Raw genomic sequence first — 15,816 nt, 5'->3', positions numbered from 1 at the left:
TGATGGACTCCCATATCCCGAACAGTCCGATGATGTCCACTCCGCGACAGCTGTAACAATGGTTCGGTGTGTCCGATCAACTATTGGGGCTTTACCGGGACGTCGAACGCGATTTGCCCAGGTCAAGGGTAGAACCTCGGAAGTGATCGGATTCCTGCGAATACTGATCGAACTGCAGTACCAAAGCGAAGGTGAAATTGTCTTGACGCAGCACGTGTTCCTCCAGCATGCCGTTCGAGTGCAGGTCGTGACCGCATGAGCTCCGATGGTGTGACGCCAGGGACTTCGGTAGCTCGCAAGGCACGTCGAGAGCGTCCGGCACGCGGCCGTCGTGCCAGCACCTCGTTGCTTCCGCAACTGCTGGCGGCGGCCGTCGAGCTGGGGCCCGAGCGGGAGGCGTTGCGGTTCGAAGGACGTTCGCTGTCATACGCAGAGTTGGACGAGCAATCGTCTCGTTTGGCGAGATTGTTGATCGCCGGCGGCATGGGGCCAGAGGATCGGGTTGCAATTTCGATACCGCGGTCCATCGAGTCCGTTCTGGCACTGTGGGCAGTCGCGAAGTCCGGCGCCGCCTTCGTCCCGGTGGATCCGAACTATCCAGCCGATCGCGTGGCCTACATGATCAGCGATTCTGGAGTTTCGGTCGGGTTGACCACTGAGGGTGCACGCGCCGGGTTAACCGACTCGGTCGGGTGGATCTCGATCGATGCTTCGGACACTGTCGAGTCGTTGGCCGCTGTCTCCGGCGCGCCAGTGACGTATGACGAGCGGGTAAGGACACTGCGTGAGCAGCACGCCGCGTACGTCATCTACACATCCGGCTCCACAGGGCGACCCAAGGGTGTTGTTGTTTCGCATTCGGGGCTAGCCGTCCTGCAGCGAGAGCAAATTCGCATGCTGTCGCTCGACGGCAATTCGCGGGTTTTGCACTTCACGACTCCAAGCTTCGACGTATCGATCTTCGAACTACTCGAGACGATCGGGGCGGGCGCCGTCATGGTGATTGCCCCATCGAGCATCTACGGTGGGCCCGAGCTAGCCGAGCTGATCAAGACAGAGCGAGTGACGCATGTCGGCGCTACTCCTTCGGTGCTCGCATCGGTGGATCCATCTGGACTCGACGATGTTGCTGTCGTCGTGGTCGCGGGTGAAGCGTGTCCGCCAGAGTTGGTCGCGAAGTGGGCGCCCGGACGCCACTTTGTCAACGCGTACGGCCCGACCGAGATGACGATCGTCACGAACATGACGGAACTCGGCGCGGGTGATCCCGTCACGATCGGTGGTCCGATTCGTGGTGCAGCGTCTTTGGTATTGGATGCCCGCTTGCAGCCTGTACCGACGGGGACTACGGGTGAGCTCTATCTTGCAGGGCCGCAGGTTGCGCGCGGATACCACAATTTGGCAGGTATGACGGCCGATCGATTCATCGCGAATCCCTTTGGGGCACAGGGTGAACGAATGTACCGCACGGGGGACGTGGTGCGGTGGACGGAAAGTGCTGCCGGCGATCGTAGCGTCGAATACGTCGGACGGTCCGATTCCCAGGTCAAGATCCGTGGCTTCCGCATCGAGTTGACTGAAATCGACGCGGTCATCGCACTCGACGAACGGGTCGAGTTCGTGACAACGCTCGGGCGAGTGTTGCCCAGCGGTGAAACGGCTCTCATCTCTTATGTGCTTCCTGCAGTTGGAGCCGTGCTGTCCGGGGATGACGTCCTGGCAGTGGTCAAGACGGATCTTCCCCGTCACATGATTCCGGCGGCTGTCGTTGTCATCGACGAGATTCCCTTGACGCCAGTAGGAAAGTTGGATTCAGCAGCACTTCCTGATCCCGTATTCGAGGCCCGAGAGTTTGTAGCGCCATCCTCCGATGGTGAGGTCGTGGTCGCGCGCATATTCGAAGAACTCTTGGGGGTGGACCGAGTCGGCGCTGACGACGACTTCTTCGAACTCGGCGGCAACTCGTTGATTGCTGCGAAATTGGCCGGGCGTCTCAGTGCGGCTTTCGATGTGCGGGTTCAGGTCAAAACGCTCTTCGAGTACTCGACAGTCTCCGGTCTTGCATCTGTTTTGTCAGATTCAGCGGGGCGTGTGCGAATTGCCTTGGCCCCTCGCTCTCGTCCGGACCGGATACCTCTTTCCCTTGCACAGTCGCGGATGTGGTTCTTGTCGAGATTCGACTCTGTGTCTGGTGTGAACAACATTCCGATCGTGTTGCGGTTGTCCGGTGCCGTCGATGTTTCGGCACTGTCCGCAGCGCTGTCGGATGTTGTTGCGCGGCACGAGGTGTTGCGGACCGTCTATCCGGAATTCGAGGGCATCGGGTTCCAACAAGTACTTCCGGTGGACGAATTCGTGGAAACTGTATTGCCCGAAACTGTCGACGCGGCCGACTTGCTCGGTGTGCTGACGCCAGTGGTGGCAGAGGGGTTCGATGTCACGGTCGAGGTGCCATTACGGGTTCGTTTGTTCCAGACGGGTTCGTCGGAGTTTGTGTTGGCGTTGGTGATTCACCATATCGCTGCTGACGGTGTGTCGATGGGTCCGTTGGTGCGTGATGTGTCGATGGCGTATGTGGCGCGTGCGGGTGGACAGGTTCCGGGGTGGGCGCCGTTGGCGGTGCAGTATGCGGATTACGCGTTGTGGCAGCGTGAGGTGTTGGGGTCCGAGGGTGATCCGTCGTCGTTGATGTCTGAGCAGTTGGGGTATTGGACGTCGGTGTTGGCGGGGTTGCCGGAGCGGATCGAGCTGCCGGCGGATCGCCCGCGGCCGTTGGTGGCATCCAATCAGGGTGCGAGTTACCAGTTTTCGATAGACGCGCGGTTACATCGAGCGCTCGAGCAGTTGGCGCTTGATCGTAATGTGTCGTTGTTCATGGTGGTGCATGCGGCGTTGGCGGTGTTGTTGGCGCGGCTGAGCGGTAGTGACGACGTTGTGGTGGGCTCTCCGATCGCAGGGCGGGGTGAGCCGGAGCTGGACGATCTGATTGGTATGTTCGTCAATACGTTGGTGTTGCGGACCGAGGTGGATTCTTCGGAGTCTTTCTCGGCGTTATTGGGTCGGGTTCGTGAGGTCGATCTCGGGGCGTTCGGCAACGAGGACGTGCCGTTCGAGCGTTTGGTGGAAGTGCTTGATCCGGCGCGGTCGCAGGCCCATCATCCGTTGTTCCAGGTTGCGTTGTTCTTTCAGAACATGGCGCAGGATGTCGTGGAGTTGCCGGGACTGTCGATTGCCGGTTTCGACGCCGGTGTCGAGATCGCGAAGTTCGATCTGCAGTTGACGGTGACGCCGTTGGAGGAGGACGGCGTCGGTGTGGGGATGCCGATGTCGTTGACGTATGCGACGGATCTGTTCGACGCGTCGACAGTTGTTTCGTTTGCGGAGCGGTTGGTGCGTGTTCTGGAAGCAATGGTGGCGGAGCCTGATTCGGTTGTCGGGGATGTGGAGTTGCTCGGTGAGGGCGAGCGTTCGCAGGTGCTGGTGGCGGTCAATGACACTGTTCACGAGTTGACTGTTGGTGCTTTGTTGCTCGACGGGTTTGTTGCGCAGGTGGCGGCGACGCCGGATGCGGTGGCGGTGGTGTTCGAGGGGCAGTCTCTGACTTATGCGGAGTTCGGGTCTCGGGTGAACCGTCTTGCACGGTATCTGATTTCGGTGGGCGTGGGGCCGGAGTCGTTGGTGGCGTTGGCGATGCGCCGGTCGGTTGACCTTGTGGTTGGTATGTATGCAGTGGTTGCTGCGGGTGGGGCGTATGTGCCGTTGGATCCGGATCATCCGGTCGAGCGCAATGGTCATATTCTCGAGACCGCGGCACCGGTCTGTGTGTTGTCCACTGCTGGTGACGGTGTGGTGTTGCCGAGTAAATTCGATGTGGTGTTGATAGACGAGCTGGACGTGTCCGGATTCTCGGATGCGCCTGTTTCTGATGTGGATCGTGTTGCGCCGTTGCGTGTTTCGAATGCTGCGTATGTGATTTTCACGTCGGGGTCGACGGGGAAGCCGAAGGGTGTGGCGGTTTCGCATGCGGCGATCGTCAATCAGATGGCGTGGATGCAGGGGCAGTATGTTCTGACCGGGTCGGATGTGTATCTGCAGAAGACTGCGACGACGTTCGACGTGTCTTTGTGGGGGTTCTTCCTGCCGTTGGCGGTGGGTGCTCGGTTGGTGGTGGCCACTCATGACGGTCATCGGGATCCGGGGTATTTGGCGTCGGTGATCGCTGATCAGCGCGTGACGGTGACGGACTTCGTGCCGACGATGCTGTCGGTGTTCACGGGGGAAGTCTCTGCCAGCCAGTTGGATTCGCTACGTGATGTGTTCGTCATCGGTGAGGCGTTGCCGGCGCAGACGGTGCGCGATTTCGGTGTTGTTTCAAGCGCGCGGGTTCACAACTTGTATGGTCCGACCGAGGCCGCGGTGTCGATCACGTTCGCGGATGTGACGGATGCTGTCCACGGTGGTGTGGCTTCTATTGGTGTGCCGCAGTGGAATTCGCAGGTTTTCGTCTTGGATTCGCGATTGCGTCCGGTGCCGGCGGGTGTTGCGGGAGAGTTGTATCTTGCGGGTGATCAGTTGGCTCGTGGGTATGTTTCTCGTCCGGATTTGTCGGCGGATCGCTTCGTCGCGAATCCGTTCACTCATGGCAGTGTCGGCGATCGGATGTACCGCACGGGGGACTTGGTGCGGTGGGGCTGGTCGGGGGAGCTCGAGTACATCGGGCGCACTGATTTCCAGGTGAAGTTCCGGGGTCAGCGGATCGAGTTGGGGGAGATCGAGTCGGCCCTGGTGGCCGATGTGTCGGTGTCGGTGTCGTCGGTGGCGGTGGTGTCGACCAAGACCGGTGATCAGTTGGTGGGGTATGTGGTGCCGACGTCGGGAGCGGTGGTTGATGTTGCGGCGCTTGTGGATTCGTTGGGGTCGGTGTTGCCGTCGTATATGGTGCCGTCGCAGATCATGGTGTTGGATGCGTTCCCGCTGAATGCTTCGGGGAAGTTGGATCGGAAGCTGTTGCCGAAGCCGGTGTTCGAGGCTGCGGCGTTCCGGGCTCCGGTGACTCCGGTGGAGGAGTCGGTTGCCTCGGTTTTCGCCGAGGTGTTGGGTGTGGATCGGGTCGGGCTTGATGATGATTTCTTTGCTTTGGGTGGCAATTCGCTGATTGCGACTCGGATGGTTGCCCGCCTTGGGCAGGCGCTCGATACGCAGGTTCCGGTACGGGTGCTGTTCGAGGTGTCCTCGGTCGAGCGCGTGGCTGCCCGGGTTCAGACCAAGATCGGTTCGGGTGCTCGGGCGGCGTTGACTGCTCGGGTGCGTCCGGAGCGGGTGCCGTTGTCCCTTGCACAGCAACGGATGTGGTTTCTGAACCAACTCGACCCAGAGTCGCCGGTCTACAATGTTCCTCTCGCGATCCGGCTTTCAGGGAAGCTGGACGTGGCGGGGCTGAAAGCTGCTGTTTCCGATGTCCTGGCACGACACGAGTCGCTCAGAACGTTGTACCCAAGCGATCCAGATGGACCAATGCAGGTAATTGTTCCACCCGAAGAGGTCGTGCTGGACTTGAGTCCAGTCGAGGTCGACGCCGAGTCTGTAATGCTGCGCGTAGCAGAGGTTGTCGGACAGGGATTCGACGTCGGTGCTGAGGTCCCCGTTCGAGCGAAACTGTTCAGCCTTGGCTCTGGCGACTACGTGTTGGTTGTCGTGATCCACCACGTTGCCGGAGACGGTTCCTCAGTCGGGCCACTCGGGCGCGATGTCATGGTCGCGTATGAGGCCCGATCTCGGGGGGTGGTTCCGGGGTGGGCACCTCTCGGAGTGCAGTACGCGGACTATGCGTTGTGGCAACGCGAGATGTTGGGCTCAGATGGTGACCCGGACTCGATCGCGTCGAAGCAAATTGCGTATTGGCGAACTCAGTTGGCTGACGTCCCCCCCGTTTTGAATCTCCCCTTGGATCGTGCAAGGCCCGCGATTCAGTCGTTACGCGGAGCGACAGTCAATTTCACGATCGATGCACGCCTTCATTCAGACTTGTCGAGGCTTGCAGAGGGTCACAACGTCACTGTCTTTATGGTCATTCACGCGGCTGTGGCTGTTTTGATGTCCAGACTGAGCAGTTCCACGGACGTGGTGCTTGGTACTCCTGTCGCAGGACGCGGGGAGGCCGAACTCGACGATCTGATTGGTATGTTCGTCAACACGCTGGTCTTACGCACGAACGTCGAAGCGTCGGAGGGATTCGGTTCGTTCCTGGAGCAGGTGCGTGAAATCGATCTATCGGCGTTTGCCAATGCGGATGTGCCGTTCGAGTGGTTGGTGGATGAGATCGACCCCGTGCGTTCTACTGCGCACTCACCGCTGTTCCAGGTTTTGTTGGTGTTCCAGAACTTTGCGCAAACGCAGTTCGTGTTGCCAGAACTCACGATTTCCGGGATCGAAGCGGACTCGGGAACGGCGAAATACGACCTTCAGATCACTCTGTCCGAGGTCATCAGCGAGTCTGGAGAACCCTCAGGGATACACGGGTCGTTCAACTACGCAACCGACCTGTTCGACGAATCAACGGTGCTGGAATTCGTCGATCGTCTGTTGCGAATTCTGAGCACAGTGTCCGCAACTCCGGACGTACTGGTTGGTGATATTCCCGTACTCTCGCAGAGCGAGAGTGAACAGGTACTGGCACAAGCTGTTTCGGCCGGATCTTTGTGCTCGGACAATGCGACGCTGGTCTCGTTGTTCGACGAGCAGGTTGCGCGGACGCCTAACTCTGTCGCGTTGGCCATGGACGCAATTGAACTTACGTATGCGGAGTTCGATGCCAAGGTCAATCAACTCGCGCGTCACCTCATTTCCGAAGGAGTCGGACCTGAGCAGTTGGTCGGTGTGGCGATGCGTCGGAGCATTGACCTCGTGGTTGCGATCTACGCCGTTCTGAAGGCTGGGGGCGCCTACGTTCCTATCGATCCAGATCATCCAGCAGAACGCACCGAGTACGTCGTAGAGGCGGCGGATCCGGTACTGATTCTGACTACCGCTCGCGATCAGTTCGCGTCGACGGGTCGACGGATGGTGACTGTCGAGGCTCTGAACTTGGACGGGTTCCCATCTCGCCGGATTGCCGACTCTGAACGCAATTCGCCTTTGCGATCGCAAAACACGGCGTATCTGATCTTCACTTCAGGTTCGACAGGTCGACCCAAGGGCGTTGCCATTACACACAGCGCAACGGTGAACCAGTTGGTGTGGGCTCAGGCGACCTACAGGCTTGATTGCTCGGATGTGGTACTGCACAAAACGCCGATCACCTTCGACATTTCGGTCTGGGAATTGTTCTGGACTCTCCAAACTGGCGCGAAACTGGTCATCGCGGTTCCCGATGGACACCGGGACGCAGATTATCTTGCGAAAACCATCGCTCAAGAGCGGGTCACGACGGTGCATTTCGTTCCGTCGATGTTGAGCGCATTCATGTCCGCGGTGCCCGCGCCGCTGCCGGAATCGGTGCGTCGAGTCTTTGTCGCAGGAGAGGCGTTGAGCGCCGACACCGTACGCCGATTCAGCGGGTACGCCTCGGCGAGCCTGCACAACTGGTACGGGCCTGCCGAGGTCGAGGTGGTAACAGCTTGGGAGGCGACTCCTGAGGCGGTGGTCGTCCCGATCGGTACGCCCGTCGCTAACGCGTCCACTGTTGTGCTTGACGGCCGGTTGGCGCCAGTGCCGGTGGGTGTGGCCGGTGAACTGTATTTGGGTGGACCGCAGGTGGCTCGTGCATATCACGGTGAGCCTGCTATGACGGCGCTGCGATTTGTCGCCGATCCATTCGGATCAGCCGGCGCCAGGTTGTACCGCACCGGAGATTTGGTTCGATGGACCAAATCGGGGGAGCTGGAGTACATCGGCCGTAGCGATTTCCAGGTGAAGTTGCGTGGTCAGCGGATCGAACTGGGTGAGATCGAATCAGCCCTGCTCACGCATGAGAACGTCAACGACGCCGTCGTCGTGATGCACTCTGACTCCAAGTCGGGTGACAGCTTGGTTGGGTATGTGGTGCCGGCGTCGGGTGCGGTGGTTGATGTTGTAGCGCTTACGGATTCGCTGCGTGCGGTGTTGCCGTCGTACATGGTTCCGTCGTTGATCATGGTGTTGGATGCGTTGCCGCTGAATGCGTCTGGGAAGTTGGATCGGAAGTTGTTGCCGGAGCCGGTGTTCGAGGTTGCGGTGTTCCGGGCTCCGGTGACGGCGGTGGAGGAGATCGTCGCGTCGGTGTTCGGGGATGTTCTCGGGGTCGAGCGTGTCGGGTTGGATGATGATTTCTTTGCTTTGGGTGGTAATTCTTTGATTGCTACTCGGGTGGCGGCTCGGTTGGGGCAGGCGCTCGATGCGCAGGTTCCGGTGCGGGTGTTGTTCGAGGCGTCGTCGGTGGAGTTGTTGGCTGCGCGGGTGGAGTCGGAGGTTGGTTCGGGTGCGCGGGCGGCGTTGACGGCTCGGGTGCGTCCGGAGCGGGTGCCGTTGTCGTTGGCGCAGCAGCGGATGTGGTTCTTGAACCGTTTCGATACGTTGTCGTCGGCGAACAATATTCCGGTGGCGATTCGGTTGTCGGGGTTGTTGGATGTGGAGGCTCTGCAGGCTGCGGTGTCGGATGTTGTTGTGCGGCATGAGATTTTGCGGACGGTGTATCCGGAGGTCGACGGTGTCGGGTTCCAGGAGGTGTTGTCTGCGGATCGGGTGCGGTTGGATTTGTCGCCGGTGGCGGTGTCGGAGTCCGATGTCGTTGGTGCGGTGACGGAGTTCTTGTCGGCTGGTTTCGATGTGGCGGTGGAGGTTCCGGTTCGGGCGCGGTTGTTCGCGGTGTCGGAGTCGGAGTTCGTGTTGGCGATGGTGGTTCATCACATCAGTGGTGATGGTGTGTCGATGGGGCCGTTGACGCGTGATGTGATGGTGGCGTACGAGGCTCGTTCTCGGGGTGAGGTGCCGGGGTGGACGCCGTTGGCGGTGCAGTATGCGGATTACGCGTTGTGGCAGCGGGAGACTCTCGGTTCGGAAGATGATCCGTCGTCGTTGATTTCGCGTCAGATCGGGTTCTGGGAGTCGGCGTTGGCGGGGTTGCCGGATCAGTTGGATTTGCCGGCTGATCGTCCGCGGCCGGCGGTGGCGTCCAATCGTGGTGCTGCGTATTCGTTCGTGATTGATCGTGATGTGCATGTGTCGTTGAGTGACGCTGCGCGTGAGTCGAATTCGTCGTTGTTCATGGTGGTGCATGCGGCGTTGGCGGTGTTGTTGTCGCGGTTGTCGGGGACGTCCGATATTGCGATCGGTACTCCGGTGGCGGGTCGTGGTGAGCAGGTTCTCGATGATTTGATCGGGATGTTCGTCAATACGTTGGTGTTGCGGACCGAGGTGGATTCTTCGGAGTCGTTCTCGGGGTTGTTGGGTCGGGTTCGTGAGGGCGATCTGGGTGCGTTTGCGCATGCGGATGTGCCGTTCGAGCGGTTGGTGGAGGTGCTCAATCCGGCGCGGTCGCAGGCTCGTAATCCGTTGTTCCAGGTGATGCTCTCGTTCCAGAACATGGAGCAGACCGCGTTGCAGTTGGGCGATCTGACGGTTGCGGGCGTCGATACCGGCGCGGTGGCGGCGAAGTTCGATCTGCAGTTGACCATGGTCGAGCAGTTCGACGAGTCCGGTGCCCCGGCCGGGATGGCGGCGACGTTCACGTACGCGACGGATCTGTTCGACGAGTCGACGGTGGCAGGGTTTGCGGTTCGGTTCGGACGGATTCTCGGTACTGTCGTCGCCGATCATTCAATATGTTTGGGCGACATAGACATCATTGGTGCTGCTGAAAGACAGTCGATACTGGCTTGGTCCCAAGCGCCGGTTCGAACTCCGTTGACGGCGGATCTTCTACCGGATCGATTCGATAGGCAGGTTGCGAAGACTCCTGATCTAATTGCCATAGCTGACGGCGATAACGCGTTGACCTATCGCGAGTTGGATAGCCGCATAAATCGGTTGGCAAGATTCCTAATCGAGATTGGCGCGGGTCCCGGTACAAGTGTAGTGCTCTCAGTTCGGCGATCGATCGAACTTGTGGTTGGAATGTATGCGATTTCAAAGAGCGGTGCAGCCTATGTGCCATTGGACCCGGATCAACCGATTGATCGAAATCAGTTCATCATCGAAACATCCTCACCAATTTGTATCCTAACGACATCTGGTACCCATCTAGACGAGTCTTTCGGGGGCGCGAGAATTCTTCTGGACTCGATCGAACTCGATAGGTACTCGTCGGTTCCAGTTCGTCAGGGAGAAAGAGGCCGGAGTCTTCATCCGGAAGATACGGCGTACGTCATCTTCACTTCGGGTTCGACCGGAAGGCCGAAAGGCGTGGCGGTTCCACACCAATCTGTAGTGCGATCCTTGGATTGGCGTCAGGAACGCTATGGGTTGACCGCGGAAGATGTTGTACTGCAGAAGACCCCTTTCACTTTTGACGCTTCCGTTCGCGAGTTTTGGTGGCCACTGTTGTCTGGTGCCCGATTGGTGATTGCGTCTGCTGATGGGCACCGTGATCCTGGTTATTTGGTTCGCGCGATCCGCGAAAACCGAGTTACATCGGCCCATTTCGTGCCATCAGTTCTTGGCGAAATTCTGGAGCAAGCGTGCCCGGACGACTTGGTTAGTCTTCGTCAAGTATTCTGCGGTGGCGAGACACTTACGCCGCATTTGGCGGATCGCTTCCGTAACTTGAGTCTTGCAGAGTTGTTTAACGAGTATGGGCCGACGGAGTCGGCTGTCTCGGTATCCAGTCATTCGGTCAGAGCTGAGCAATACCAGAGTATTCCAATAGGCTCGCCCGCCGGCGGTGTCGATATTTATGTGCTCGACAATAAGTTACAACTCGTTCCATCTGGTGTAGTGGGCGAGATGTACCTTGCCGGAGGTCAGCTTGCCCGCGGGTATGAGACGAGGGGTGAACTGACTTCCGAACGCTTTGTTGCCAATCCGTTCAGTCAGCCGGGCATGAGGATGTACAGATCTGGTGACCTTGCCCGATGGACTAAGTCGGGAGAGTTGGAGTACATCGGACGTAGCGACTTCCAGGTGAAGTTGCACGGGCTCCGGATTGAACTTGGTGAGATCGAGCGTGCCTTACTTGAAATTCCAGGGGTTCGCCAGGCCGTGGTTGTACTTCATGATGATGCAGATCGGGGCTCGCACCTCGTCGCGTATGGGGTCGGCGACGACTCTGCCTCAATATCCGCCGAATTGATCCTGCAGGATCTTTCGTTGCGGCTACCGCGCTACATGGTCCCTACCAAATTGATCACTCTCGAACGGATGCCGCTGAATGCGAACGGCAAGTTGGATCGGAAGTTGTTGCCGGAGCCGGTGTTCGAGGTTGCGGTGTTCCGGGCTCCGGTGACGGCGGTGGAGGAGATCGTCGCGTCGGTGTTCGGGGATGTTCTCGGGGTCGAGCGTGTCGGGTTGGATGATGATTTCTTTGCTTTGGGTGGTAATTCTTTGATTGCTACTCGGGTGGCGGCGCGGTTGGGGCAGGCGCTCGATGCGCAGGTTCCGGTGCGGGTGTTGTTCGAGGCGTCGTCGGTGGAGTTGTTGGCTGCTCGGGTGGAGTCGGAGGTTGGTTCGGGTGCGCGGGCGGCGTTGACGGCTCGGGTGCGTCCGGAGCGGGTGCCGTTGTCGTTGGCGCAGCAGCGGATGTGGTTCTTGAACCGATTCGATCCGGGATCCAATGTTGACAATATTCCGGTGGCGATTCGGTTGTCGGGGTTGTTGGATGTGGCGGCGTTGGACGCTGCGGTGTCGGATGTTGTTGTGCGGCATGAGATTTTGCGGACGGTGTATCCGGAGGTCGACGGTGTCGGGTTCCAGGAGGTGTTGTCTGCGGATCGGGTGCGGTTGGATTTGTCGCCGGTGGCGGTGTCGGAGTCCGATGTCGTTGGTGCGGTGACGGAGTTCTTGTCGGCTGGTTTCGATGTGGCGGTGGAGGTTCCGGTTCGGGCGCGGTTGTTCGCGGTGTCGGAGTCGGAGTTCGTGTTGGCGATGGTGGTTCATCACATCAGTGGTGATGGTGTGTCGATGGGGCCGTTGACGCGTGATGTGATGGTGGCGTACGAGGCTCGTTCTCGGGGTGAGGTGCCGGGGTGGACGCCGTTGGCGGTGCAGTATGCGGATTACGCGTTGTGGCAGCGGGAGACTCTCGGTTCGGAAGATGATCCGTCGTCGTTGATTTCGCGTCAGATCGGGTTCTGGGAGTCGGCGTTGGCGGGGTTGCCGGATCAGTTGGATTTGCCGGCTGATCGTCCGCGGCCGGCGGTGGCGTCCAATCGTGGCGCTGCGTATTCGTTCGTGATTGATCGTGATGTGCATGTGTCGTTGAGTGACGCTGCGCGTGAGTCGAATTCGTCGTTGTTCATGGTGGTGCATGCGGCGTTGGCGGTGTTGTTGTCGCGGTTGTCGGGGACGTCCGATATTGCGATCGGTACTCCGGTGGCGGGTCGTGGTGAGCAGGTTCTCGATGATTTGATCGGGATGTTCGTCAATACGTTGGTGTTGCGGACCGAGGTGGATTCTTCGGAGTCGTTCTCGGGGTTGTTGGGTCGGGTGCGTGAGGGTGATCTGGGTGCGTTTGCGCATGCGGATGTGCCGTTCGAGCGGTTGGTGGAGGTGCTCAATCCGGCGCGGTCGCAGGCTCGTAATCCGTTGTTCCAGGTGATGCTCTCGTTCCAGAGCGCACGCCAGACCGGGTTGCAGTTGGGCGATCTGACGGTTGCGGGCGTCGATACCGGCGCGGTGGCGGCGAAGTTCGATCTGCAGTTGACCATGGTCGAGCAGTTCGACGAGTCCGGTGCCCCGGCCGGGATGGCGGCGACGTTCACGTACGCGACGGATCTGTTCGACGAGTCGACGGTGGCCTCGATGGCAACCCGATTCGAACGCATCCTGGCTGCCGTCGTTGCTGATCGGTCAACCATTGTTGGTGACGTTGATATTTTGGATTCTGTTGAGCGTTCGTTGGTGCTCGAGGGGTGGAATGACACGGCTCGTGAGGTTGCGGGTGTGTCGGTGTTGGACGGGTTCGATGCGCAGGTGGCGGCGTCTCCGGATGCGGTAGCGCTCTCGTTCGAGGGTGTGTCGTTGTCGTATGCGGAGTTCGATGCTCGGGTGAATCGTTTTGCCAGGTATTTGGTTTCGGTGGGTGTGGGGCCGGAGTCGTTGGTGGGTGTTGCGGTTCGTCGGTCGGTTGATTTGTTGGTTGCGGTTTACGGTGTGCTCAGGGCTGGTGGTGGGTATGTTCCGGTGGATCCGGATCAGCCTGCGGACCGTAATGGGTATGTGTTGGCGGCGGCGTCGCCGGTGTGTGTGGTCAGTACTTCTGATGTTGGTTTCGATGCTGGTGTGGTGCCGGTGGTCGAGGTTGATGTTGTTGATGTGTCTGGTTTTTCGGATGCTCCTGTCTCGGATGTGGATCGGGTTGCGCCGTTGCGGTCGGGGAATACGGCGTATGTGATTTTCACGTCGGGGTCGACGGGTCGGCCGAAGGGGGTGGCGGTCAGTCATCGCAGTGTGGTCAATCAGGTGTCGTGGTTGGCGGAGCGTTATGCGGTGTCGGGTTCTGATGTGGTGTTGTTCAAGACTCCGGTGACGTTCGATGTGTCGGTGTGGGAGTTGTTTGTTCCGTTGGCGGTGGGTGCTCGGTTGGTGGTGGCTACTCATGACGGTCATCGGGATCCGGGGTATTTGGCGTCGGTGGTGGCGGCGGAGTCGGTGTCGATGGTCTCGTTTGTGCCGTCGATGTTGGAGGTGTTCGTCGATCAGTTGGTCGACACGTCGGAGGCGACGATTTCGCGTCTCGGTGGTGGTGGGTTGGGTTCGTTGCGGGTGGTTTTCGCGGCGGGTGAGGCGTTGCCGGCGTCGGTGGTGGGTCGGGTGTTGTCGGTGTTGCCGTCGGTTGAGGTTCATAATTTGTATGGTCCGACGGAGTTCACGGTGCATGCGACGGCGGCGGGTCCGCTCGATGGTGTGGGTGTGGTGGTGCCGATGGGTGCTCCGGTGTGGAATTCGTCGGTGTTGGTGTTGGATTCGCGGTTGCGTCCGGTGCCGGTGGGTGTTGCGGGTGAGTTGTATTTGTCGGGTGTGCAGGTCGCTCGTGGGTATTTCGGGCGGGTGGATTTGTCGGCGGAGCGGTTTGTGGCGAATCCGTTCGGTGGGGTGGGTTCGCGGATGTATCGCACGGGGGATGTGGTGCGGTGGATCGGTGTGTCGGGTGAGCTCGAGTATGTCGGTCGTAGTGATTTTCAGGTGAAGTTGCGTGGTCAGCGGATCGAGTTGGGGGAGATCGAGGCTGCGGTTCGGGATCAGGTGGGTGTGGGTTCTGTGGTGGTGGTGGTGTGGCGTGATCAGTTGGTTGCGTATGTCACTGCTGCGGTGGGGTCTTCGGTTGATGTTGATGTGGTGAAGGTGGGTGTGGGGGAGCGGTTGGCGTCGTATATGGTGCCGTCGCAGTTTGTGGTGTTGGATGCGTTGCCGCTGAATGCTTCGGGGAAGTTGGATCGGAAGTTGTTGCCGGAGCCGGTGTTCGAGGTTGCGGTGTTCCGGGCTCCCACTACCGAAGCTGAACTACTTGTCGCAAGCGTCTTTTCGGAGATTCTCGGTGTCGAGCACATCGGAGCGGACGACAGCTTCTTCGAGTTGGGTGGCAACTCATTGGTCGCAGCGAGGGTTGCTGCTCGGCTGAGCGCAGCAGTTTCCGTGGAGGTCCCACTGCGACTCATCTTCGCTACTTCGACGGTCAGCGAACTTGCAGAACGAATTGCACTCGGAATTCGGGTGGGCTTCGATGCGAAAACCGATGATGCACTACGAACGCTTCTGCCGCTGAGAACGACAGGGAGCGATGTGCCGTTGTTCTGTGTTCATCCACTCGTTGGACTGGCGTGGCCTTTTGCGCCGTTGGCGGCTGTTGTGGACCGTTCGATTCCGCTTTATGGATTGCAGAGCCCTGTTCTGACTGATGAGGCATTCCAAGGACGATCCCTTGACGATTACGCGGATCGCTACGTGGATGAGATCACCCGGGTTCAGCAGTCAGGCCCGTACCGAATTCTCGGTTGGTCGCTCGGCGCGATCATTGCTCAAGCGGTTGCGGCGAAGATGGAGGAGCGAGGCGAGATCGTTGAGGCGTTGATCTTGCTGGACGGTTCGCCGGAAACACGCGACGAATCAGAGCACGCTGTCCAGGTGCGCGCTGAGTTGGCTGCAATGGGGATTGTCTTCGGCGAGAACGAAAAGCTCGATGAATTGTCGGTCGAAAGGTCTGCAGAGATCTTGACGGCTGTCGACGGAGAGAGAATCGGACTCGATGCGTCTGCGATCAAGCGGTTGCTCACAAGCATTGCGATTTCGGCGAAGCTGATCAACGCCCATCGGCCGCAGTCGTTCGGGGGGCCGATCACCTTCGTGAGTTCGTTGGATCGTTCGGACGCAAAGCAAGCCGATAAGGTTTGGGGTCCGTACGCGCAAGGAGAACTGACGGATGAATTGGTCGACGTTCACCACCTGGAGATGATGTCTCCTGAAGGCGTTCGCGCTATCGGGCTGATCATTGAGCGTGTGTTGCGCGGTGGCGCCGCTGATTGATCAACCGGCGTATACGAGCCTGGTCGGGCGACGGCCAGGCTCGTATGCTTCGCTCTTCGTGATTGGCCTTGTAGGAGGTCATGTTCACCCGTGACAGCGCACGCTTGTCGATCGGAGTTTGTCGAGCGTGCGATTTCGACCGCTGCGGCTGACCATCTCGACGTC

The 15,816-nt window shown here is 59.4% G+C and carries 1 protein-coding gene; it reads left to right on the top strand.

Annotated features, from left to right (window positions below):
* Positions 1-255: 255 nt before the first annotated feature.
* Positions 256-15,651, top strand: coding sequence for a non-ribosomal peptide synthase/polyketide synthase (locus G4D79_RS25105; protein WP_214514506.1), 15,396 nt, complete (start codon positions 256-258; stop codon positions 15,649-15,651).
* Positions 15,652-15,816: the final 165 nt, after the last annotated feature.

It is taken from the genome of Rhodococcus sp. WY5, assembly GCF_018588185.1.
Classification (GTDB): domain Bacteria; phylum Actinomycetota; class Actinomycetes; order Mycobacteriales; family Mycobacteriaceae; genus Rhodococcus_F; species Rhodococcus_F qingshengii.
This window is presented reverse-complemented; position numbering and strand designations above follow the sequence as displayed.

Coding starts and splice junctions, on each gene's coding strand:
- G4D79_RS25105 (WP_214514506.1), top strand. CDS start 256: ATGAGCTCCGATGGTGTGACGCCAGGGACTTCGGTAGCTCGCAAGGCA.